Here is a 24,124-nt window from a genome sequence, read left to right on the forward strand (position 1 = left end):
GGCCCCGGTTTTTATTGGGGTTCGGGCATTTCCCGTTTGGTCCAGCCGCTTTCTTTTTGATATTGTTTCCAGTCAAAGTAAGGGCCCGGGTCTGTTTTTCTGTCTGGTGCGATATGTTCATGACCACGTACTGCCCTTAAGGTGTAGCGTGCCCTTAGCACTTTGCTTAACTGGCTTAGGGTTTCATACTGTTCGGGCATGAATGGCTCAAAATCGCAGCCCTCTAGTTCTATCCCGATAGAAAAGTCATTACAGCTTTCGCGGCCGTTAAAACGGGAGACCCCGGCATGCCAGGCACGGTTGTCGGTGCTGACAAACTGGATAGTTTCCCCGTTGCGGCGAATCAGAAAATGCGCCGACACCCGCAAGTGCTTGATGTCTTCAAAGAAGGGATGTACGTGTGGGTTTAGGCGGTTGGTAAACAGCTGCTCTATGTACGGGCCGCCATACTGGTATGGTGGCAGGCTGATATTATGAATTACCAGTAGCGAGACGGTTTCGTTTTTGTGGCGTTGGTCAAAGTTGGGAGATGGGACAAGGCGAATGTTGTCTGTGGGCTTTAGCCATCCATGGCGGTCCAGCTGCAAAAGTGGAAGGGCCATTATTTCTGACCCAGCCGGGCATGCTCTTCACTGCACCAGGTTTTACCGTTTATGAGGCAGGCTTCCGAGCGGGGCAAATGAATATGGCAATGGGCGCATTGCACCATGGATTCACTGGTCTGGTTTTGCCGGGTGGCGGGTGGCGGGCTGGTGTTTGACTGCATGTTCTTGAAAAGTGTCTGAACGCGTCCTGCAAATATGCGGATGGCCAGCATCAGGATAATGACCAGGATGATAAAAAGCAGAAATCTCATCAGACACCTTTGTTTATAACGACATCAAAGATAAAGCGGGTGCCGGTATAGGCCAGCATGAGCAGGGCAAAACCGGTAAGTGTCCAGCGCAGGGCCAGCCTGCCACGCCAGCCCCAAAGGCTGCGTCCAACCAGCAGTGTGCTGAATACCAGCCATGAAAGCAGGGTGAAAATGGTTTTGTGATCCATCGGCAGGAACTGGCCGGTTTTGTTTAGCGAAACCATAATGCCTGTGATAATAGACAGGCTAAGGACGCCAAAACCAATCCAGATTAGCTTGAACAGGATGCGTTCCTGTTGCATGAGCGGTGGCTGGGCTTCAAGGATGCGGGTGGTTAGCGAGGGGTTTTCCTGAAAATTGACAGGCTTGTGCAGGTATTGATCCATTGCGGTCATTAAGAAAGCCTGGATGGCGGCAATCGCAATAAGGCTATAAGCAAACAGGGAGATCAGGAAATGGATCTTGAACAGATGGGTTTGGGACGGAATAATCAGGCTTTGTGAGCCTGAGGGGAACAGGGCGGCCAACAGGCATATAACGCTGGCAATGGGCAGCAGCAGTAAAAGCAGGCCGTCTATTTTGTTCAGCCTGCTTTCTATCCAGAATACGATCATGCCCAGCCAGATGGTAATGGACAGGCCCAAGGACCAGTTTAACTGGATGTGATCTGTATGGACGATGGCCCAGTGCACGGCAATGCCGTGCAACACCAAGGTGGAAAACACACACACACTACGGACCGAGCCCGTTGGGGTGATGGTTTTTTGTTGCACAATGGGGCGCCAAATTGACAGACTAAGCAGAAGATAGGCCAATGCGGCCAGAGAGTGCAATACAATGTCAGCTGACATAAACTGATATCTTGATGGTAGGGGTTAGGTAATTTTTACGTTACAAAAACATAGTATAGCCTCTAATCCTGGTAATTCATTTATTAAAGTGCAAAATTCATGTTCGATAATTTAACTAATCGTTTGTCCCGGGTCATGAAGACCATCCGGGGAGAGGCTCGCCTGACCGAAGCCAACACGCAGGAAATGCTGCGCGAGGTACGTTTGGCATTGCTCGAGGCCGATGTATCTTTGCCAGTGGTGCGTGAGTTTGTTGCCAGGGTCAAAGAAAAGGCGCTGGGTGAAGAAGTTGCCGGCAGTTTAAGTCCCGGCCAGGCCCTGGTGGGGGTGGTTCACGAAGAATTAACCGCGCTGATGGGCGGAGACCTGGGGGCGCAGGCGTCTGAATTGTCGTTGGCAACGCAGCCTCCGGCCATTATATTAATGGCCGGTTTGCAAGGTGCCGGTAAAACCACCACCACCGGTAAGCTTGCCAAGCTAATTAATGCGGGTGATTTACTGCAAAACGGTCGCAAGGCCGGGCGTAAAAAAGTGCTGGTGGTTAGTGCCGACGTTTATCGTCCTGCCGCTATCGAACAGTTGAAAACGGTTGCTGCGCAGGTGGGGGTAGATTTCTTCCCGTCTGACATTAGCCAGAAGCCGCGTGATATTGCCCTGGCAGCGATCGATCATGCAAAACGGCATCATTATGATGTCTTGCTGGTGGATACGGCCGGTCGCCTGGGTATTGATGAGGCCATGATGGCCGAAATCAGCATGCTGCACGAGGTGCTTAAGCCCATTGAAACCCTGTTTGTGGTTGATGCCATGCAGGGGCAGGATGCGGTCAATGTGGCCAAGGCCTTTTCAGAGGCCTTGCCATTAACTGGCGTGGTCATGACCAAACTCGATGGCGATGCCCGGGGCGGTGCCGCCTTATCGGTGCGGCATATTACCGGCAAGCCCCTGAAGTTTATTGGTGTCTCCGAAAAACTCGATGGCCTTGAGGCTTTCCATCCCGAGCGGATGGCCCAGCGCGTGCTTGGGATGGGCGATATTGTGTCCCTGGTTGAGCAGGCGCAGCGCAATATTGACATTGCCGAAGCCCAGAAACTGGCCACCAAGATCAAGTCGGGAGACCGTTTTGACCTGAACGATTTTCGTGACCAGTTGCAGCAGGTCAAGAAAATGGGGGATATGGGTTCCCTGCTTGAAAAACTGCCTGCTCAGTTTGCCCAGGCAGCGGGCCAGCTGCAAGGCGGCCAGGCTGAAAAGCAATTGCGCCGTACCGAAGGTATTCTTAATTCCATGACGCCCCAGGAACGGGCCAAACCCGAGTTGCTGAAGGCTTCGCGCAAGCGGCGTATTGCAGCCGGTTCTGGCGTGCCGGTTCAGGAAGTGAACAAATTGCTTAAACAGTTTGAGCAGATGCAAGGCATGATGAAGCAGTTCAAGAAAGGCGGTATGGGGAAAATGATGCGTGCCATGGGCGGGCTTAAGGGCCTGAAGGGCATGGGCGGTTTTGGCGGGTTCAAGAAGTAAACAAAAAAAGTCCGCCTGTTTGGGCGGACTTTTATCGTAGATTAATGCCAGTGCATTATTGGGGAATGCGCAGAACCTGTCCAGGGTAAATTTTGTCCGGATGGCTAAGCATGGGTTTGTTGGCCTCAAAAATCTTCATGTATTGGTTGGCATCGCCATATAGTTCTTTGGAAATTTTTGAAAGGGTATCGCCTTTTATAACGGTATAGAAATTTGATTCCGCTTCAGCGTTGGCGGTGTTTAGCTGATTGTCTACCGTGGCAACGCCAAGGGTATTGCCCAGGGCAATGGCAATTTTTTCAGCATCGGCGGTTGTGGCGGCATTGCCTTTGACCGTCACTTTATCACCGTCTACAGAAATATCCAGGCCTTCGGCATTCAGACCGTGTTTTTCCAATTCTTTTTGCAGGTTTTCGGGGGAAGCGGCGTTAGCCTCACTGCCCCCAAAAATCTTCTCGCCAACGTCTTTAATGAAGTTTAATAAACCCATAATAACTCCTGATTGCTGATTATCTGAAATAAGAGATGGCAGCTTGTGCTGCCCCTTATGTATTATTCAACGAAAACAGGATAAAGCCCAGCGTGCATTCGTTAAGAAATGTCAGGTAGACCCGTTATCGGCAAATTTGTCGGTAGCGGCAATCAGGGCTTTCAGGATACCGGGTTCATTAAAGGCATGGCCGGCATCGGCAATAATCTGGAATTCGGCTTGTGGCCATGCCTTGTGCAGTTCCCAGGCAGTTTTGGCCGGGGTGCAGGCATCGTAGCGTCCCTGAATGATAATGCCTGGAATGCCATGTAGTTTGTGGGCGTTATCCAGCAGCTGGTTTTCTGTCATGAAACCGCTATTCGAAAAATAATGGTTTTCGATACGGGCAAAGGCAATGGCAAAATGGTCTTCTATATGGCTGCTGACATGGGATTCGTCCAGCAGCAGGCTGATGGTGCGGCCCTCCCATTGGCTCCAGGCCCGGGCGGCCCGGATTTGTTCTTCGTCATTGTTGCCGGTTAGCCGTTTGTGATAGGCGGCAATTAAATCGTCACGCTCTTCAGGTGGAATAGGGGCCAGGTAGTCTTCCCAGTAGTCGGGGAATAGCCATGATGCACCTTCCTGATAAAACCAGCGCAACTCTTCTTTGCGGACGGTAAAAATACCGCGCACCACCAGCTCGCTAACGTGTTTGGGGTGTGCCTGGGCGTAGGCCAAAGACAGGGTAGAGCCCCAGGAACCGCCAAAGACCAGCCATTTTTCTGCACCCATGATGTCGCTGCGCAGGCGTTCCATGTCTTCAATCAGGTGTGCGGTAGTGTTGTTGTGCAGGCTGGCATGTGGACGTGAGCGGCCGCAACCGCGCTGGTCAAACAATAGGACATTGTATTTGGTCGGGTCAAACAGCTGGCGGTGTTGGGCACCACACCCGGAACCCGGCCCGCCATGCAGGAATACCGCCGGTTTCCCGTGGGGATTGCCACAAAGTTCCCAGTAAACCTGATGGCCGTCGGCAGTTTCCAGAAAACCGGTTTTATAGGGTTCGATGGGTGGGTACATAGGGACTAATCCTTTTTCTTTTTAAACACCAGGTCCCACACACCGTGACCCAGACGCAGGCCCCGGGTTTCAAATTTGGTTTGTGGGCGATAGTCGGGTTTGGGGGCGTAATCGTTGGCGGTGTTTTCCAGCTCGGGGTTGGCCGACAAGACTTCCAGCATTTGTTCCGCGTAATTTTCCCAGTCGGTGGCGCAATGAATATAGCCGCCCGGTTGCAATCGGCTAACCAGCAGCTTTATAAATTCGGGCTGGATCAGGCGGCGCTTGTGGTGCCGTTTTTTGGGCCAGGGGTCGGGAAAATAAATATGCACGCCCGCGAGGCTGTTGGCAGGCAGCATGTCCTTGACCACTTCTACGGCATCATGCTGGATAATGCGTACATTGTTCAGCGAAGACGCTTCGATGCGCTTTAGCATGGCGCCTACACCAGCATTGAAGACTTCAACACCCAGGAAGTTTTCTTCATGGCGGGTCAGGGCAATTTTTTCGGTGGTTTCACCCATGCCAAAACCAATCTCAAGAATAGTGGGTGCTTGTCTGCCGAACACTTTTTCGTAGTTCAGGCAACGTGGTTGGTAGGCAAGAGACCATTGGTCCATGAGCCGTTCTATGGCCTGTTTTTGGCCAGGCGTCATGTGAGAGCGGCGGTGAACAAAGCTTTTGATGTGCCCGAACTGTTGTTCGGGCTTTTCGGTGCCTTCGGCAACCAGTTCGGGATTTGTGTTTTCAGTACTCATGTCGATTTCACTAGTTAAGCCGTAATTGTATTTGATACGGACCAACAAGTTGACAATATGGGTACTAAAACTTAAATGTCATGATTTTGGCAGGGGGAATGTTGCCCCAGACAATTTCACTGTGATACTGGCTGGCCTTGATGTGGGTTTTCCATAGGGGTGAGCGCAGGTTGTAGGTAAATTGAATGGCCAGGCCTTGCCCTTTTAAAAGGGTATGCCATTGCTGCAGAATCTGGCTACAGGTGTCGGGAGGCAGGGAAATCAGGGGCAGGCTGGAAACCACCGTGTTTATTTTTGCGTCGTGTGGAATAAGCGCGTCCAGATGGGCGGCATTGCCATTGATGACGGTGATATGAGGAAAACGGGCTTTTAAATGACGGGCGAAAGTGGGAGAAAACTCAACCACATAAAGTTTGTCGGGAGAAATGCCGTGATCCAGGATGGCCTGTGTGATGACGCCAGTGCCCCCGCCCAGTTCGATGACGATGCCATCGTTGTCCAAGGGTATGTGTTTGGCCATTTGCCGGGCCAGCTTTTTGGAGCTGGGGCAAATGGCACCGGTAAACTTAGGTTGGTTGATCAGCTCCTGGAGGAACATGAACGGACCTGCTGTTTTTACGATACTGCTGATCTTTTTGGCTTGTTGCCACCAGACTCCATCCATATGCGCATCCTGTTGCGAGATAAATTGATCTTGCCTTCTTGGTTTAGTGGATACGCATACCGGGTTGCGCGCCTTCCCAGGGCTCGAGGATGTAAATGCCGGGGTTGTTTTTTTCGTCGGCATGGCTGGCTGCAAGCACCATACCTTCGGAAACACCGAATTTCATTTTACGAGGAGCCAGGTTGGCAACCATAACGGTTAGTTTACCCACCAGTTCTTCTGGATTATATGCTTCTTTTATGCCAGAGAAAACATTTCTGTGACGGCCTTCTCCGACATCGAGTGTCATTCGTAACAGTTTGCTTGATCCTTCGACATGTTCGCAATTGACAATTTTGGCAATGCGCAGGTCAATCTTGCTGAAATCGTCAATCTTGATGGTCTCGGCAACGGACTCACCGCCGGGAATAACCACTTCCTCTGCAGGGGGCTCGAACAGGTCGTCCAGCATTTTGGGATCAACCCGTTGCATCAGATGTTTGAAGGGTGCGATGTGTTCGGGCAATTGAGTGGCATTTTGCCAGGTGAAGCCGCTATCCTGCTCGAAAAGTTCGGTTGCAATCTGTTTTGAAAGTGCTGGCAATACGGGCGTGAGCATTACCGACAGGGCTTTGAACCCGGCGAGTGCGCGTGAACAGATATCTTGCAGGTTTTCTTTTTGGGCGGCATCGGCGGTGCTGATGCCTTTGGCCAGGATCCAGGGCTGGGCATTGTCAAAGGCCTGGTTGACCTTGTCGGCATAAGCCATCAGGGTACGGATGGCGCGGCCATATTCGCGGGCTTCGAAATCGTTGCGAACGCTTTCGGTGACACTGGCGATTTCTGTGGTGAACGCGTTAATGTCGCCCTGGTAAGCCAGTTTCCCGTCAAAGTGTTTGCTGATAAAGTTGGCGGCGCGGCTGGCAATGTTAATGTATTTGCCAATCAGGTCACTGTTGACGCGGGCAATGAAATCGTCGGGGTTGAAATCAATATCTTCAACGCGTGCATTCAGTTTGGCGGCAATGTAGTAGCGCATCCATTCGGCATTCATGCCCAGCTCAAGATACTTGATGGGTGAAATACCGGTGCCACGGCTTTTGGACATTTTTTCGCCGCTCACGGTAATGAAACCGTGCACGAACAGGGCATCGGGCACTTTGCGGCCTGAAAACTTAAGCGTGGCGGGCCAGAACAGGGCGTGGAAATAAATAATATCCTTGCCAATGAAGTGAACCTGTTCGGTATTGCCATTGGGATCCAGCAGGCCGTCAAAATCAAGGCCGGTTTTTTGGCAATAGGCTTTTAAAGAGGCCAGGTAGCCAACCGGCGCATCCAGCCATACATAAAAATATTTACCGGGTTCATCGGGAATTTCAATGCCAAAATAGGGCGCATCACGAGAAATGTCCCAGTCGTTCAGATTGCTTTCGCTTTCGCTGTCGTTAGCGTTGCCAAGCCATTCACGGGTTTTGGCCAGCACTTCGTTTTGCAGGCGCTTCTGGCCACGGGCATTGGTACCGTTGGTCCAGTCTTGCAAGAACTCAACGCAGCGCGGGTCGGACAGCTTGAAGAAAAAGTGTTCGGACGATTTCAATACCGGGGTTGCATTGGTCAGGGTAGAGTATGGGTTGATCAGTTCGGTGGGGGCGTAAACGGCGCTACACACTTCACAGGAGTCGCCATACTGGTCTTTGGCATGGCATTTGGGGCACTCGCCCTTGATGTAGCGGTCTGGCAGGAACATGCCCTTGACCGGATCGTAAAACTGTTCAATGGTTTTGCTGCTGATGAAGCCGGCCGCTTTCAGGGCTTTGTAAATGTCGCCAGACAGCTGCACGTTTTCTTCACTGTGGGTGCTGTGCCAGTGATCAAATTTGATATGGAAACCATTCAGGTAGGTGGGGCGTTCATTGGCATAGCGTGCAACGAGTTCTTCCGGGCTGATGCCTTCTTTTTCGGCTTTAAGCATGATGGGGGCGCCATGGGCGTCATCGGCACCGACAAAATGAACGGTATGGCCCGACATGCGCATGGTGCGAACCCAGATATCGGCCTGGATATATTCCATGATATGGCCAATATGAAATGAGCCATTGGCATAAGGGAGTGCAGTAGTAACAAAAATCGTGCGTGTCATGAACAATTACAGTAAAAATTAAACAATTGAGTGAGTTTAGACGAAAATGCCGGCCTGGCGCCAATAAGTGCCTGTGGTATTTACTAAAGCGTGAGTGAAAAACGGTTTTTTATTTGATTTCACGTATTTCGACGTCGGTCACGTCTTTGGCGCTGGTGGAAAATTTGCGTTTGTGGAATTTTTCCTGGAAGTCGGTTTGCGTCTGGCGTGCCCGGGTACGGGATTGTGTCCAGAATTGGCCAGCTGAAAAGTTTTGGCCGCGAACGCGGGCAATAATGTACATGATACCCAGGGCAATGGCGGTTGATGCCATGAAGATGAACGCCATGCACAGGCCGACAATGGCCAGAATGACAAATAGGACGCTTTTCAGGATGCTGTCTAGAAAATCTTTCATTATGTGTGGAAACCCCATGAGAGTGGCAGGTTTATCTTCACCTGCTGATAATAAAAACGGTATGATTGACTATTCTACTCAAGTAAGTTTAAAAGTGATGAAATCATGAGTTTACAAATAAACACCATTCTTTCCGAACTGCAGTCTGTGCAGGATCCGCTTACCGGCACGTCCCTGGCTAAAAAATTCAAGGAAAGGGACCTGGACATCAAGGGCGATACTGTAGAAGTCAAATTGTTTCTGGGTTACTCTTCTGCCGAAGATAAAAACAATATCGAACAGCAGATTAAAGACGCCTGTGCCAGGGCGGGCGCCTCGAAAACCCAAATCAATTACTTAGATGGTATCAAAAGCCATGTAGTTCAAGGAGGCTTGAAACCAATTGCATCAATAAAAAATATTATTGCGGTGGCTTCAGGCAAAGGCGGGGTAGGTAAAAGTACAACTTCTGTTAATTTGGCACTTGCCCTGTCGCAGGCTGGCGCCAAAGTGGGTATCCTTGATGCTGATATTTATGGTCCCAGCCAGCCACTGATGCTGGGTGTTTCAGGCAAGCCAAAGTCCGTCGATGGTAAAAGCATGGAACCCCTTGAAGGGCATGGCATTGCGGTAAACTCGATTGGCTTCCTGATAGACGGCGATGCACCGGCTATTTTGCGTGGCCCCATGGTCGCCCAGGCTCTTGAGCAATTGCTAAGACAAACCAATTGGCCTGACCTGGATTACCTGATTGTGGATATGCCACCCGGAACCGGCGATATTGCCCTGACACTGGCGCAGAAAGTGCCGGTTGTGGGGGCGGTTATTGTTACTACGCCACAAGACATTGCCCTGGCCGATGCCCGCAAAGGCCTGCGCATGTTCCAGAAGGTTGATGTGCCCATTCTGGGTGTGATTGAAAATATGTCCATGCATGTATGTACAAATTGTGGTCATGTCGAGCATTTGTTTGGTCAGGATGGCGGTCGTAAGATGGCGCAGGAGCTGGGCGTGCCGTGGTTGGGCAGCTTGCCACTTACGCTGGCAGTCCGAGAGCAAACAGATTCTGGCAACCCGACGGTGGTGTCAGATCCAGACAGCGAGGCCGCCCGGTCGTATCGTCATATCGCCAGAAAACTGGCCGTTGCGGTTTCCGATTTGGCGGTAGATATGAGTGGCAAGTTTCCTTCAGTAGTGGTAAAACCGTTATAAAATTAAATTATATGTAGTACGAACCTGTTAACCATTTAATCCGATGTACTTTAAAGCCCGGCACGCCACTTTTTTACCGCTCATCCTGTTTGCCACTTCTGTAGTGTTTGCTGCTGGCAAACCCGAGGTGGTGATTGACCCCAGCGGTTTGAGTCCTGAAATTTTGAAAACGGTTAATGATGGCATTAGTGCTGTGGTTCGGCTGGCCGATGACCAGGACGGTGGCGAAGCCGAGCGGATTCGCAGCCGGGGGCGTGATGCCGTGATTTCCGCCCTTGCCACACAAGGATATTTTTCCCCCAAGGTGACCCTTGAAGTGGGTGAAGACGTGGGTGGTGAAACCTGGGATATTTATATAGAACTAGGTAAAGTGGCCAAAGTGGCGTCGGTGGAAAATCGCTTCGCTGGCAGTATTATCGGTGCCCAATATGCACAGCGGGTTGCGTCCCTGAAAAAAAACTGGGGCTTGCCCGTTGATGCCGATTTTATCAATGCCCGCTGGAGTTCTTCAAAAAGCGCTTTGCTTGATGGCGTCATGGGTCGGGATTTTTATCTTGCCCGCATGACGCACTCCCAGGCAGTGGTTAATCCCGAAACCTCAACGGTTAACACGGTGACAGAGGTCGATAGTGGTCCGGCAGTGACCTTGGGCAATATAGAGGTCATTGGCCTGCGTCGAGTTCCCGAAAGCCTGGTGCGTCGTTATATACGGTATAAGCCCGGCGACCCCTACACTCAGGAGCAGCTTGATGACTGGCAGCAGGCGTTGCAGTCAACCAATTTTTTCAGGGGCGCATTCGTTTCCCTTAAAACTCCCGAAGGCTCTGACGTTTACAACAGGGAGCAGGTGGAATTGCCGGTGTCTGTTCGGGTAACCGAAGGCCCGGCAAGTTCTGTTGCCGGCTCCTTGGGGGTGGACGACATCAGCGGAATCCGGATTGAGGGGCTTTATACGAAAAATGTTGTCTGGGGACTGCCGGTTATTATGGAAGCGGGGGCAGGTGCCGACTTTAAAAGCCAGCGTGCCTTTCTTGATTTTACCTTGCCGCCCAATTACGATGGTTCACGGGACAGTTTTGGGGTAATGGCCCGCCATTCCGATATTCAAAATGAAGAGGTCACGCGTTTTGGCTTAGGCTGGAAACGCAAACGTGAATTCAAACTGGACCCTGAAAGCCGGGTTGATTACGAATCCAACTGGGGGGTGTTAGTTGCTTACGACTCAATCAAGCGTGAAAACGAAGCGCGTTATTCTCTGCCAACGGTGGTGGGTACCTGGGATTTTTTACGACGGGATATTAACGACCGTTACGATCCCCGGGACGGTAACCTGATTGCCTTGGGGCTGGGGGCCGGCATGACGTTAAACAAGCAGCAGACTTTTGGCCGGGTTAGTTTACGGGTGCAGAAATGGTGGCCGGTGGGTAAAAGAGATGTCTTTACGCTACGGGCGGAAGCCGGACAGGTAGTGGGCTCTAAAAACACGCCTATCCCAGACGACTTTGGTTACCGGACCGGAGGAGCCCGCTCTATTCGGGGCTATAGATATAATAAGTTCGGTCGTGACACGGGGAATGCCGTTGTGGGCACCCGTTCACTGGGGGTGGTGGGTGCCCAGTACATGCACTACTTTGATGATCGTTTTGGCATGAGCGTGTTTCTTGATGCCGGTGATGCGGCCCCCTCTTTCCGGGAAATGAAAATTGCCGTGGGCTATGGGGTGGGTGCAATTGTCAAGACACCGGCCGGGCCTTTGTCACTTGATTTGGCCTGGGGGCAGCGCGACCGTAAATTAAGACTGCACTTTTCGTTAGGAGTGGCATTTTGAGCAGGGTCCGCAGGCATTTTAAAAAATGGCTTAACTGGAAAGTCACCCCTTTGCTGGTGCTTTTTCTGTTTGCCACTTTTCTGTTCTGGGCGCTGGGTACCAGCGCTGGCAGTAAATGGACGTTGCGCAATGTGCTGGCCCAGGTGGGCGGTGAAATGGGCGAGGTTGAAGGGACCATCTGGCGTGGCCTTAAACTTGAGCGATTGCTTATTGATACCCCCGAGGTTAACGTGGTGGCTACCAATGCCCGTGTGCAGGTCAAGTGGCTGGCGCTCTTTAACCGGCGTCTTAAAATCACGCAGATGGAAGTGGGCGACTTGGATGTTCGCCTGTTATCGGTGGCGTCTCCCGAGCCTGACACGGATACCGGGTCATTTACCATGCCCGGTTTGCCGGTAACCATAGAAGTGGATACGATTCGTATTGGCAGGTTTGCACTCGTGCAGGCCGATGGCAGTGATTTACCCATCGGACTAAGCGGGTTCTGGGTGACCAATTTGCTGCTTAACCAGGAACAGGCCAGGGCAAAAATAGACAGCCTGCATATCGCTCACGACCTGGTCAATAGCGATGTAAGCGGCAATCTTGAAGTTACCCAGCTCAAGTCGCCCTGGCCATTGGCACTGAATTTGCAAGCCAAGGCATCCAGCGAAAACCGGGACTCACCTATTTGCCTGGACCGCTTCCTGGTGACCTCGGTATTTCGGGGACAGCACAGTGGCCGCTGCACCTTTGATCTGAACTTGCAGGCACGGGGTTCGGCCGAAAACCTGGGGATTGATCTGGATGGCAAGGGGCAGGGGGTAACTCTGGACGCCAATACCACCTTAAATCTGTTTGCGCCGGTTCCGCTTGAAAACGCACATTTGGCACTGGCTCTTGAAAATGGTTCTTCACTGTCGCTGGATGCCGAACTGAAAGAAAAACAGGGTATTAATGGCAGTGACCGGTTGGAAGGAAGTTTGCTTAGCAACCGGCTGGCCTTGCATCAAGTACTGGCTGGTTCTGTACCAGAGTCATTATTAACTGCCCGTGTCGATTTTAAGGCAGACCTTGACGGGCCAGATCAACTGCATCAGCTTGACTTGCAGGCCAACATAGATGCAGCCAGTCGCTGGAACCGGCAAACCTTGTCGGGCGATATTAATTTACAGCTCAAGAACCTGTCTTCGGTCGATGGTCTTTATATTGACAATGCGCATATCGATCTGGTTCAGGGCAAGAATAAAATCCGCTCCTCGGGTGGTTTTGGGCATGCCGACAGCCGTTTGTTACTGGACATCAACCTGCCCGAATTGTCCAGCCTGTGGCCTGGTCTTGAAGGTAGGGGCAATCTACATGGTGAGGTAAATGGCTCGTTGGCCAAGCATGACGCGCTCCTGAAAGCCACATTTGCCCAATCGGATTCCCGTCAGTTAGGCAAGGCCCCCGTTAATCTGGAAACCTGGTTAGAAGGTGTATTGGGTCAAAATGAGCAGGGCCAGCCTGTTTGGCGGGCCGATCTGGCCGGCCTGACGGTACAGCATGGCAATATTCGCCTTGAGCAGCAGGACAAACTGGCGCTTTATCTGGCTCCGGATGCCCGTGACCAGGAACCGCAATGGTCAGCGGGTGCCTCGCAATTCAAGCTGGTTTTAAATGGCAAGCCGGGAACCCTGGAACATTTGTTGTCAGAAGGCGGCCAGCGCGGCTGGAAAACGCAAGGAGCGTTCTCTAACTTAACAATCAGTCATCAATTAATGACTGATATCCAGCAGGCATTGGCCAGTGGAAACGACCCCAAACCGGTGGCCGCGGCAAAAGCTAAACAAATAGCCGATGTCATTTACGATGGCAACTGGGATTTCCAGCAAGCGCAGGCCTTGTCGGGTGCGGTCAGTTTGCAGCGTACCGCAGGCGATAGCATCTTGCCGCTGGATGTGAACATACCACTAGATCTCAATACCCTGAGTATCCAGGTGAATGAAACTCAACAAGCTGACGCGCCTGCGCTGATGGTCATTAGCGGTACCGGGCAGGGTAGCCGGTCTTCCCTGGATATGCGCCTGAATCTTGATCTGGATTCGCCTTTTCCTTTACGGGATGGTCATGTCAACCTTGCCCTGACTGATAACTCCCGTCTGCAATTGAAAACCGAGGTGCATAAAAACCAGGGTGAACATAGCGCGGATAAAATCAGCACCACGCTGCGCATGGAAAACCTGGCGCTGGATAAATTGCTGGCGGGTGCGGTGCCCCAGGCCTTGTTGAATAGCGATATCCAGGTTGACATAGACTTGCTGGATCAGCAGGAAATCAAGAATGTGGTACTGGATGCCCGCTTTAACCAGCCAAGCCAGTGGAATAAGCAGTCCTTGGAAGGGCATCTGAAAACCCGCGTCAACACCAGTGGCCTGTTCCCGTCTGCTTCGGTTGTGATTGATGCAACAGCACCGCAACAGGGTAAGGCCAATTTTGAAAACCTGAGCATTTCGGATACCGATATTTACCTGGTGCTGGGCAATAACCGGATTGCCGGTTCAGGCGGTTTTGGTGAAGAACACAGCCAGTTGGCGCTTGATGTGAATGCGCCCATACTGGCCTCATTCTGGCCGGGCTTGCCAGGCAGTATTAATTTTAACGGTGTCCTGGATGGCAATTTGCACAATCACAAACTGGCCTTGCAGGCCATGTATGCCGATGCTGCCGATAATCGTCTTGGCAAGGCACCGGTAACACTGGATCTGGATCTTGGGGGGCGTTGGGCCCGTGCCAACGAAGGTAATAGTTGGGTGGGTACCCTTCATACACTGGATGCCAAACATGCCGGCATCCGTTTGCAGCAAACCTCACCTCTGTCGTTTTCGCTCTTGCCTTCTGCCGTTGGCGACCAAACCCAGTGGACGGTGGGCGCGTCGGCGTTAAGTCTTGAGTTGCCCGATAATCATCGGGTATCTATTTTTCAGGAAGGTGCCCAAGGGGGTGACGGAAAATGGCAAACCAGGGGGGCAATCAGGGATTTGGCGATTAGCCCCGAGCTGATTGATCAGGTCAGGCAATTACTGGACCCGACCCTGAAAGAAAAACGGGTGGCCGTCAATGGTAAAAAGAAAGAGGAACGAAAGGAAGTTGTGCTGGATACCAATTGGGATTTGGCATTTGACCGGGTTTTGCTGGGCAGTTTTAACCTTAAGCGAACCAATGGTACGGGTGTCTTGCCGTTTGCCACTCCGGTACCGCTTGATTTCCATGCGCTAAGCCTGAATATAACGCAGCAGCCGGGTAGCGATGGTAAAGGTGACCTTATTAATTTGACGGCTTCGGGCCAGGGTGAAAAATCAAGCCTTAGTGCCAATATTAATGCCGATATGCTGTCTGCCTATTATTTGCACGATGCCACTATCAGCCTGGGTTTGCCTGACGGCTCTGCTTTGCAGACCGAAGTCACGGTAACACCCAACGAGGCAAACCGCTCTTATCACATCCTTGGGTCATTGGCCACGCAAAAGCTGGCGCTGGGCAAGTGGCTTGAAGGTATTATTCCTCCTTCGGTGCTTAGCACAAAGCTGGCGCTGGATTCGGAGCTGTCTCCGGAGGTCGGCCTTTTGAGTGTGCATGTCAAGGGGGGTGTTGACGAGGGCAGCCAGTGGAACAATCAGAAGCTGGCTGGCAGTGTCGATGTTTCCTTGCTGCGTCAACTGGGTTCATCCGGAGGGGTGGCGCTTGGCGCCATTGATCCGCATATTTATACGATTCCCAAGGCGGATATCAACCTGAGGCTGGGCGGCAGTACCATCAAGTCATCAGGCGCTTTCGGACAAGCGGCAGACAAGCTGGCGCTGGCGGTCAATGCGCCCCGGTTTGCCGACTTCTGGCCTGGCTTGCCGGGTAGCCTGGTTGTAAACGCTAATCTGGATGGTTCACTGGCCAGTCATATTCTTGGGCTTAAAGGCACGTTTTCACAGGGTAAGTCCAAAGAGCTGGGCCAGGCGCCTGTCAGTTTTGATGTAGGCTTGAAGGGTTTCTGGGGAGAATTGTCTGCGGGAACCGATGGCTGGAAAGGTTCTCTTGACCGGTTTCAGGTTTCACATGCCGGCTTCTCGGCCAATCAGGAAAAACCGCTAGATGCCATGTTCCTGCCTGCAGGGGTGAGCGGCAAACCCGAATGGCAACTGGGCGCTTCTATATTGAAAATTGGCCTGCCAGGCAGGCATGATGTTGTGGTCAACCAAGAGGGTGCCAGTGGCCAGGATGGAAATTGGGCCAGCAAGGGAGCCATCAATCGCCTGTTAATTAACCCTGCCTTGGTCAAAGACCTGCAAGATGCACTGGGTATGCTGGAAAACAACAAGAACAGTAACGGCGGTATTGTTGATAATCGCAAGAAGCAGGTCATTGATGAAAACCTGTTCTTTGATCTTGACTGGGACTTGCAATTTAATGGTGCACTGGCGGGTACGGCTAACCTGAAGCGCACGGGTGGGGATTTCGTGGTTCCCCTTCAGAATCCCCTGGCTTTGGGTTTGACGCAAATGTCCCTGGGGGTCAGGGCTAATCCGGTATCGGGAACACAAAGCCAGGTCTTGGCCGATCTGCTGATTGATACCCGGGAAAACGGTACCTTGACGGCTCGCGTTAATAGCCGGATGAATGGTTTGGTGCCAGACCTGAATGGTGGCACCAATGTTGCCGTTAAAGGCAAACTGGGCAACATTGCCTGGCTCTCGGCCTTTACCGGAGATCTGCTTGACCTGGGGGGCAGCGTCAATATAGACATGATGGTGCAAAGCAGTGCGTCCGGCCAATGGGTCTCTTCAGGTACTGTCACGGGCGATAAATTAAGGGTTGTGCAGATTGACAATGGGGTACGCCTGCTTGACGGAACCCTTAGGGGAACCTTCCGTAATAACGAGTTTGTCATCAATTCCCTGCGTTTTCCTTCGGTAATCAGGGTGGTCCCAACCGAGTGGCGTACCCGGCAATGGATTGAAGAAAACCCACAGGCCCAGAACGGCAACATGAATATTACCGGTCAATGGAATCTGATGACAGCCAAGGGCAATGCAAAAGTGGTACTTGACCATTACCCGATTGTGCAAAGGGCAGACCGTTTTGCCATGGTCAGTGGTAATGTTGATATTGATGCCTCCTTGCCGAATATTGATATTGCAGGCAAGGTAACGGTCGATGCCGGTTGGGCCAGTATTGACATTCTGGGAACGGTGCCGTCGGTGGATAGTGACGTGGTTGTGCTGCAGCCGGGTCAGAAAGAAGTGGTGCCAAGCGAATCTACAACAAACCTGGATCTGGATTTTACGGTTGATCTGGGGCCACGGTTTTATCTGGCGGGGATGGGCCTGAACTCGGGTCTGGTGGGTGATCTGAATATTGTACAAAGAGATGGTCGATTGACGGGCTTAGGGGCATTTCGCACCCGTGGTGGTGCCATCGAGGCCTATGGGCAGCGGTTACAGATTCGCCGCGGGCTTATTACCTTCCAGGGTAATATTGCGAATCCTGTGCTGGATATCGAAGCCCTGCGGACTGGCCAAGAGGTGGAGGCCGGCCTGCGCGTAGTGGGTACCGCCCAACGACCAAAAATTACCCTGGTTTCTTACCCCGATGTCAGCGAAGTTGAAAAACTTTCCTGGTTGATTATGGGCAGGGGGCCGGATAGCAACGGCGGTGATATTGCCTTGCTGTTTTCTGTGGGTACCTCTATTTTGGGGGGCGGTGAACCGTTTTACCGGCAACTGGGCATTGATGATATTGCGGTGCGTACCGGTGACCTGGGTAAGTCTGGTAGTGTGCTGCCTGAACAAACCGTGGCTTCCGGCCTTGAATTTGATGCCTCCAGTAACCTGGCCACCCAGTTTTTTGTGGCCAGCAAGAAGTTTGGCAATGGGGTTACCGGTAGTGTAGAACAGGCACTGGCCGGAACCGGTACGGTGGTCAAGGCCAGTTATAAACTGCTTAGATATTTAACGGTTGATGCAAAAGTGGGTACGACTAATGGTATTGAATTGGTCTACCGGCGTTTTTTCAGGGATTAGGGTAAATCAGGGTTGCAGTCCTTCAGGTAAGGCTACAATTCCATTTTAAATTATAGGCTCGGTTTTGTAGAACAAGACGAAACCGGTCTGTGCAATTTCACTGAGAGTAAGGCAATGAGCATAAAGAATGATCGTTGGATCCGGGAGGCATCGGCTGCCGGCATGATCGAACCCTTTGAACCGGGGCAGGTTCGCTCGGTAAACGGTGAAAAAATCGTCAGTTATGGCACCAGCAGTTACGGTTACGACGTGCGGTGTGCCAGCGAGTTCAAGATTTTCACCAATATCAACTCCACGATTGTCGACCCCAAATCATTCGATGAAAAATCATTCGTCGATTTTGAGGGTGATGTATGCATTATTCCGCCCAATTCCTTTGCCCTGGCCCGTACGGTGGAGTATTTCAGGATTCCCCGTAACGTGTTAACCATTTGCCTGGGTAAAAGTACCTATGCCCGCTGCGGCATTATCGTCAATGTCACGCCGCTGGAACCCGAATGGGAAGGTCATGTGACGCTTGAGTTTTCAAACACTACCCCTTTGCCCGCCAAAATTTATGCCGGTGAGGGATGTGCCCAAATGCTGTTTCTGGAAAGTGATGAAGAGTGTGAAACTTCATATAAAGACCGTGGCGGCAAGTATCAGGGTCAACAGGGCGTAACACTGCCAAGAACATAATAGTTGCTCACGGTATTGTGAGTGAAGGAGTTTCGAATGAAGTTTCGCTTTCCCATCGTTATTATTGACGAAGATTTTCGCTCGGAAAGTGCTTCCGGGTTTGGTGTGCGCGCCCTGGCTGATGCCATCAAGGCAGAAGGGGTGGAAGTGCTGGCAGTCACCAGTTATGGTGACCTTAGCTCGTTTGCCCAGCAACAAAGCCGGGCCAGTGCCTTTATTTTATCCATCGACGACGAAGAGTTTGATGTGGACTCTCCCGAAGACGTCGCGTTTGCCATTAAAAACCTGCGTGCGTTTATTGGTGAACTGCGGTTTCGCAATGCCGAAATCCCTATTTACCTGTACGGTGAAACCAGAACTTCCCAGCATATTCCCAATGATATCCTGCGTGAATTGCATGGCTTCATTCATATGTTTGAAGATACGCCCGAGTTCGTGGCGCGTCATATTATCCGCGAAGCGCGCAGCTATCTGGACAGCCTGCCGCCACCGTTTTTCCGTGAATTGGTTAAATACGCCCAGGATGGCTCTTATTCCTGGCATTGCCCGGGCCACTCGGGTGGGGTAGCTTTCCTTAAAAGCCCGGTAGGGCAAATGTTTCACCAGTTTTTTGGTGAAAACATGTTGCGTGCCGATGTCTGCAATGCGGTAGAAGAACTGGGCCAATTGCTGGATCATACCGGGCCGGTGGCCGAATCCGAAAAAAATGCAGCCCGTATTTTTCATGCTGACCATTGCTTTTTTGTCACCAACGGCACCTCTACATCCAATAAAGTGGTGTGGCATGCCAACGTGGCATCCAATGACGTGGTGGTGGTAGATCGCAACTGTCACAAATCTATTTTGCATGCCATTACCATGACCGGCGCCATCCCGGTTTTCTTGCGGCCCACCCGTAATCATCTGGGTATTATTGGTCCTATTCCCCTTGAAGAATTCGAACCCGAAAATATTCTTAAGAAAATTGAAGCCAACCCGTTTGCCCGTAATGCGCTAAACAAGAAACCGCAAATCCTGACACTTACCCAAAGTACTTATGACGGTGTTATTTACAACGTTGAAATGATTAAGGAAAAACTGGGTGACATGGTTGAAAACCTGCATTTTGATGAAGCCTGGTTGCCGCATGCGGCTTTCCATGAGTTCTATAACAATATGCATGCCATTGGTGAAGGGCGCCCGCGCAGCAAGAATGCCATGGTGTATGCCACGCATTCTACCCACAAACTGCTGGCGGGTATTTCACAGGCTTCCCAAATTGTGGTGCAAGAGTCCCAAACCCGTGAACTGGACCGTAATATCTTCAATGAAGCCTACTTGATGCATACGTCAACCTCGCCACAGTACGCGATTATCGCTTCCTGTGACGTGGCGGCTGCCATGATGGAGCCCCCGGGCGGTACTGCGCTGGTAGAGGAAAGCATCAAGGAAGCCCTGGATTTTCGTCGTGCGATGCGCAAGGTGGCTTCCGAGTATGGTAAAGATGACTGGTGGTTCCGTGTATGGGGACCGAATCGTTTGGTGCCCGATGATATAGGCACGCAAGATGACTGGTTTTTGCGTTCCGGTGAAGAGTGGCATGGTTTTGGAGATCTGGCCGAAGGCTTTAACATGCTTGACCCGATCAAGGCCACTATTATTACCCCCGGGCTTAATATTAATGGCAGCTTTGAAGAAAACGGTATTCCAGCCTCGCTGGTGTCCAAGTACCTGACCGAACATGGCATCGTGGTGGAAAAAACGGGTCTGTACTCCTTTTTTATTCTGTTTACCATTGGCATCACCAAGGGTCGCTGGAACACCATGCTGACGGCCCTGCAGCAGTTTAAAGATGATTACGACCGTAATCAACCACTGTGGCGTATCATGCCCGAGTTTTGCGCAAAACATAAACAGTACGAACATATGGGGCTGCGCGAATTATGCCAGATGATTCACGAGGCCTACCGGGAGCATGACGTGGCCCGCCTGACCACCGAAGTGTATTTAAGTGATATGGTGCCTGCGCTTAAACCGTCTGATGCTTTCGACAAGATGGCGCACCGCGATGTTGAAAGGGTGAGTATTGATGATCTTGAAGGAAGGGTAACCGGTGTCTTGTTAACGCCTTATCCTCCGGGCATTCCCCTGTTAATTCCAGGCGAGCGCTTCAATAAAACCATTGTTGAGTATTTGCAGTTTGCCCGCTCCTTCAATAAGAAATTTCCCGGTTTTGAAACGTTTATTCATGGTTTGGGTAGTGAAGTTGATAAAAATGGCAATACCCGGCTTTACGTGGACTGTCTGAGACTTGATGAGTAACGGGGCCGTATTTGATGTTGCCATCATAGGGGCGGGGGCGGCAGGCATGATGTGTGCCGCCGTTGCCGGCCAGCGCGGCCGGAAAGTGGTGCTCATTGATCATGCCACCAAGCTGGCCGAGAAAATTCGCATTTCGGGGGGTGGCCGTTGCAATTTCACCAATCTGGGTACGACGCACCAGCAATTCATTTCCAATAATGGCCGGTTTTGCCGTTCGGCCCTGTTAGCCTATACGCCACAGGATTTCCTGGCTTTGCTGGCAAAATACAAGGTTGCTTGGCATGAAAAGCATAAGGGGCAATTGTTTTGTGACCACTCCAGCGAAGACATTATTCACGTCCTGCGGGCCGAATGTGAGCTGGGCAAGGTGGCCTGGCGCATGGGGTGTACGGTTAATGACATCAACCGGCAGGAAAACCAGTCATTTGTGCTGCAAACATCGACTGGCATCATTCGCGCCGCAAAGCTGGTTGTAGCCACTGGCGGGATGGCGATTCCCCAGTTGGGTGCCAGCGACTATGGCATGAAAATTGCCCGCCAGTTTGGCCTGAAAGTGGTGGAGCCCCGTCCGGCATTGGTACCGCTTACGTTTGATGCTGACACCTGGCGGCATTTTAGTACGTTGGCGGGCGTCTCCCTGGAAACCGTGGTGGCCACCGGCAGCGGAAAAAAGAAACCGCAATTTGATGAAGATTTGCTGTTTACCCATAGGGGTTTGTCGGGGCCGGCCATTTTGCAGATTTCCAGCTATTGGGAACCGGGCACGCCCATTATGCTCAATCTGCAGCCTGCACAAAATCTTGAGTCGGCCTTGATTGAAAAGAAATCGGGCAGCCGGCAGCAGTTGTTAACGGTGTTGGCTGGTATGTGGCCCAAACGGCTGGTAGAGTGCTGGCTTGAAAATATGGGGATTGCCCAGGATACGCGCCTGGCTGATATGCCCGATAAGAAAATAAGGGAGTTGGCCGCCCTGATTCATGACTGGCAATTAATACCCACCGGTACGGCCGGTTATAAAAAAGCTGAAGTCATGAAAGGGGGGGTGGATACCGCCGAACTGGATCAAAAAACCATGCAGGCTAAAAAAATGCCAGACCTGTATTTTATAGGTGAAGTGGTTGATGTAACAGGTTGGCTGGGTGGTTATAATTTCCAGTGGGCTTGGGCATCCGGGGTAGCTTGTGGGCAGGAGCTTTAAAAGCAGGCGGCCCGCAATATCCGTATAAAAGCCTATAAATCTATATTGGCTATTTTGGTGGCTTCAATCTTTATTTCCCGGCCGCTGGGTGAGTAGCCCGTCATTTCAAAGCCGGTTTCGGTTTTGATGCCGGTCAGGGACAGATCGAAAGAATCGTCTATGGTGCCAAATGTTGCATTGGGCTGGGTTTGATAGGCCCTGATTTTCAGGTTGGCAACCACTTCATCAGGGGTTGTTGCCTGAATGGTTCCCGAGTAAAGATAATTGGCGTCACCGCCGCGTATACGGGCATCTTCAATAACCGTAATGCCAGGGTTCGTTTTTGATTCTGCAATCAGGGTTGCGTAAAAACCATTGTCCATAGTTTTCTCCTTTTGGTTGTAATCGGGTCTACAGTAACAGATTTAGCATGACAGGGATATTGCAAAAGTATGTAGGCCCATTAAGTTTTAATGGTTGGTAAAACCAGGAGGTTAGTTTGTATCATGAATTTGTCTATAGGGCATCTCTGGTAAATACCTAGTAAACAGCTTATTTACCCCTGTAAATTAGTAATATAATTTTTAGAAATTTAACCAAGGTTTCCCCATGTCATCTGAAAATCTTCAATCTACCTCCCTGCACGGCATCCATCTCTCACTAGGCGCCAAAATGGTGGATTTCGGCGGCTGGGACATGCCGGTGTCATATGGTTCTCAAATCGAAGAACACCACGCGGTGCGCAATGCCGTGGGCATGTTCGACGTTTCTCACATGCTGAATGTGGATGTTTCAGGGCCGGGCACACTTGATTTTTTGCGTCGCGTGCTGGCCAATGATGTAGCCAGACTCACGGTGCCGGGCAAGGCTTTATATAGCTGCATGCTCAATCCTGACGGGGGCGTGATTGACGACCTGATCGTTTATTTCTTTGCGGTTGATAACTGGCGCCTGGTGGTGAATGCCGGCAGGGCCGGGGTTGATGTGGCGTGGCTGCAGGCGCAGGCCCAACAGGAAGGGCATGGCCGGGTGGTGATTACACCGCGACATGATCTGGCCATGATTGCCGTACAGGGGCCGCATGCCCGGGAAAAAGTCTGGAATATCCGTTCGGGCCTGAAAATGCAAACCGAATCCTTGTCAGCATTTACGGCTGTCTTTGTTGAGCCGGATTTCATGGTGGCCCGTACCGGCTATACCGGAGAGGACGGTTTTGAAATTGTTTTGCCCGCCAGTCAGGTGGTGGATTTCTGGAACGAGTTACTGGCGCAGGGAGTCAGGCCATGTGGCTTGGGAGCCCGTGATACCTTGCGCCTTGAAGCCGGCATGAACTTGTATGGCCAGGATATGGATGAAACTGTTCAACCCGCCCAGGCGGGCTTGAACTGGACAGTTAGTTTTAAAGATGAATCCCGGGATTTTATTGGTCGCCAGGCGATTAGCCAAGCGCCAAAGCGCAATGCCTTTATGGGTATAAAACTGAATGAACGTGGCGTGATGCGGGCACATATGAAAGTCAGGACCGAATTGGGTGATGGCGAGATAACCAGTGGTACCATGTCACCCACTTTGGGTTTTTCTATTGGTTTTGCCCGTTTGCCCGAAGGCGTTCAGGCCGGTGAGCCGGTGCAGGTGGAGTTGCGTGGTAAATGGCTGCCGGCTACTTTGTGCGCCTTGCCTTTTGTGCGTCATGGCAAGCCATTGGTGTCTTGAGGTATCTTGATCCGGCTGTATGACAGGCCATCATACATAAACCTTAAAAGTACATCACTAAAAATAAATTAATGCTAATGTCACGTGTGAAACGTGTTTTTTTATATAAATCAGGAGTTATCAATGAATTTGCCTACCGATCGTAAATACACTAAAACCCATGAGTGGATTTTGGTTGAGGGAGATGTTTTTGTAGTTGGCATTACCGACAATGCGCAAGATCAGCTGGGTGATCTGGTTTATGTGGGTGATGTCAATGTAGGCGAGACCCTGAGTGCAGGAGAAACGGCGGCGGTGGTTGAGTCGGTGAAGGCAGCTTCAGATATTTACGCGCCGGTGGATGGTGAAATTGTGGCTTTCAACCAGTCTCTTGAAGAAGAGCCCAATTTGATCAACGAAGATGCCTATGTAAACTGGATTTTCAAGATCAAACCCAATAATCCGGCCGATCTTGAAGGTTTGCTGGATGCCGCCGGTTATCAGGAACAGGCTGAATAGTCTCCATTTTTA

Annotated in this window: 19 protein-coding genes; 9 read left to right on the forward strand and 10 right to left on the reverse strand. The window is 51.3% G+C overall.

Translation table 11 applies throughout. The features are described 5' to 3' along the window. Positions 1 to 11: 11 nt before the first annotated feature. The 3 genes from ampD to JHL22_RS10415 are packed head-to-tail and all read right to left on the reverse strand — an operon-like array spanning position 12 to position 1,707. Entirely contained in the window at positions 12 to 602 is a 591-nt protein-coding gene (ampD, locus tag JHL22_RS10405; RefSeq protein WP_200236923.1) for a 1,6-anhydro-N-acetylmuramyl-L-alanine amidase AmpD, read from the reverse strand. Next, positions 602 to 856 (reverse strand): PP0621 family protein, encoded by a 255-nt coding sequence (locus tag JHL22_RS10410; protein ID WP_200236927.1) that lies wholly within the window; start codon positions 854 to 856, stop codon positions 602 to 604. The genes ampD and JHL22_RS10410 overlap by 1 nt, the downstream gene beginning before the upstream one ends. After that, positions 856 to 1,707 carry a cytochrome C assembly family protein gene (locus tag JHL22_RS10415; RefSeq protein WP_200236945.1) on the reverse strand — a complete coding sequence of 284 codons (852 nt, stop codon included), beginning with the start codon at positions 1,705 to 1,707 and terminating at the stop codon, positions 856 to 858. The genes JHL22_RS10410 and JHL22_RS10415 overlap by 1 nt, the downstream gene beginning before the upstream one ends. Positions 1,708 to 1,806: 99 nt before the next feature. Between JHL22_RS10415 and ffh the strand changes: the two genes are divergently transcribed. Further along, a complete protein-coding gene (gene ffh / locus JHL22_RS10420; protein ID WP_200236948.1) occupies positions 1,807 to 3,228 on the forward strand; it encodes a signal recognition particle protein in 1,422 nt (473 codons plus the stop codon). Positions 3,229 to 3,283: 55 nt separating this feature from the next. On the opposite strand, the gene lysM is transcribed toward ffh, so the two are convergent. From lysM to JHL22_RS10450, 6 genes are all read right to left on the reverse strand, one after another. Next, a complete protein-coding gene (lysM, locus tag JHL22_RS10425; protein WP_200236951.1) occupies positions 3,284 to 3,718 on the reverse strand; it encodes a peptidoglycan-binding protein LysM in 435 nt (144 codons plus the stop codon). 111 nt (positions 3,719 to 3,829) lie between these two features. After that, positions 3,830 to 4,777: a prolyl aminopeptidase gene (gene pip, locus JHL22_RS10430; protein ID WP_200236955.1), complete on the reverse strand. Its 948-nt coding sequence runs from the start codon at positions 4,775 to 4,777 to the stop codon at positions 3,830 to 3,832. A 5-nt stretch (positions 4,778 to 4,782) separates the two neighbouring features. Then, the gene (gene trmB / locus JHL22_RS10435) at positions 4,783 to 5,514 is read right to left on the reverse strand and encodes a tRNA (guanosine(46)-N7)-methyltransferase TrmB (protein WP_200236958.1); all 732 of its coding nucleotides are present in this window, start codon (positions 5,512 to 5,514) and stop codon (positions 4,783 to 4,785) included. A gap of 64 nt (positions 5,515 to 5,578) precedes the next feature. Next, positions 5,579 to 6,178 carry a class I SAM-dependent methyltransferase gene (locus tag JHL22_RS10440; protein WP_234041239.1) on the reverse strand — a complete coding sequence of 200 codons (600 nt, stop codon included), beginning with the start codon at positions 6,176 to 6,178 and terminating at the stop codon, positions 5,579 to 5,581. 43 nt (positions 6,179 to 6,221) lie between these two features. Further along, positions 6,222 to 8,297, reverse strand: a complete 2,076-nt coding sequence (metG, locus tag JHL22_RS10445) for a methionine--tRNA ligase (RefSeq protein ID WP_200236962.1) — start codon at positions 8,295 to 8,297, stop codon at positions 6,222 to 6,224. Positions 8,298 to 8,406: 109 nt separating this feature from the next. Next, positions 8,407 to 8,694 (reverse strand): hypothetical protein, encoded by a 288-nt coding sequence (locus JHL22_RS10450; RefSeq protein ID WP_200236965.1) that lies wholly within the window; start codon positions 8,692 to 8,694, stop codon positions 8,407 to 8,409. A 105-nt stretch (positions 8,695 to 8,799) separates the two neighbouring features. Here JHL22_RS10450 and apbC point away from each other — a divergent pair, with 105 nt between their 5' ends. The 6 genes from apbC to JHL22_RS10480 all read left to right on the forward strand — a co-directional run bounded on the left by apbC (position 8,800) and on the right by JHL22_RS10480 (position 21,922). Beyond that, positions 8,800 to 9,885, forward strand: coding sequence for an iron-sulfur cluster carrier protein ApbC (apbC, locus tag JHL22_RS10455; RefSeq protein WP_200236969.1), 1,086 nt, complete (start codon positions 8,800 to 8,802; stop codon positions 9,883 to 9,885). 43 nt (positions 9,886 to 9,928) lie between these two features. Further along, positions 9,929 to 11,713 carry an autotransporter assembly complex protein TamA gene (locus tag JHL22_RS10460; RefSeq protein ID WP_200236972.1) on the forward strand — a complete coding sequence of 595 codons (1,785 nt, stop codon included), beginning with the start codon at positions 9,929 to 9,931 and terminating at the stop codon, positions 11,711 to 11,713. After that, a complete protein-coding gene (locus tag JHL22_RS10465; protein ID WP_200236976.1) occupies positions 11,710 to 17,745 on the forward strand; it encodes a translocation/assembly module TamB domain-containing protein in 6,036 nt (2,011 codons plus the stop codon). The genes JHL22_RS10460 and JHL22_RS10465 overlap by 4 nt, the downstream gene beginning before the upstream one ends. A 114-nt stretch (positions 17,746 to 17,859) precedes the next feature. Continuing rightward, positions 17,860 to 18,423, forward strand: a complete 564-nt coding sequence (gene dcd / locus JHL22_RS10470) for a dCTP deaminase (protein WP_200236979.1) — start codon at positions 17,860 to 17,862, stop codon at positions 18,421 to 18,423. A 36-nt stretch (positions 18,424 to 18,459) separates the two neighbouring features. Beyond that, positions 18,460 to 20,724 (forward strand): arginine/lysine/ornithine decarboxylase, encoded by a 2,265-nt coding sequence (locus JHL22_RS10475; protein ID WP_200236982.1) that lies wholly within the window; start codon positions 18,460 to 18,462, stop codon positions 20,722 to 20,724. Further along, positions 20,717 to 21,922, forward strand: coding sequence for a BaiN/RdsA family NAD(P)/FAD-dependent oxidoreductase (locus JHL22_RS10480; RefSeq protein WP_200236985.1), 1,206 nt, complete (start codon positions 20,717 to 20,719; stop codon positions 21,920 to 21,922). Before JHL22_RS10475 ends, JHL22_RS10480 begins: the two co-directional genes overlap by 8 nt. 32 nt (positions 21,923 to 21,954) lie before the next feature. Here JHL22_RS10480 and JHL22_RS10485 read toward each other — a convergent pair whose 3' ends face one another. Then, positions 21,955 to 22,284: a GrlR family regulatory protein gene (locus JHL22_RS10485; protein ID WP_200236987.1), complete on the reverse strand. Its 330-nt coding sequence runs from the start codon at positions 22,282 to 22,284 to the stop codon at positions 21,955 to 21,957. Between the two features lie 226 nt (positions 22,285 to 22,510). Between JHL22_RS10485 and gcvT the strand changes: the two genes are divergently transcribed. Further along, positions 22,511 to 23,614: a glycine cleavage system aminomethyltransferase GcvT gene (gene gcvT, locus JHL22_RS10490; protein ID WP_200236991.1), complete on the forward strand. Its 1,104-nt coding sequence runs from the start codon at positions 22,511 to 22,513 to the stop codon at positions 23,612 to 23,614. A gap of 123 nt (positions 23,615 to 23,737) precedes the next feature. After that, a complete protein-coding gene (gene gcvH, locus JHL22_RS10495) occupies positions 23,738 to 24,112 on the forward strand; it encodes a glycine cleavage system protein GcvH (protein ID WP_200236994.1) in 375 nt (124 codons plus the stop codon). The last annotated feature ends 12 nt before the right edge of the window (positions 24,113 to 24,124 follow it).

The organism is Advenella mandrilli (assembly GCF_016595155.1).
GTDB classification, from domain to species: domain Bacteria; phylum Pseudomonadota; class Gammaproteobacteria; order Burkholderiales; family Burkholderiaceae_B; genus Advenella; species Advenella mandrilli.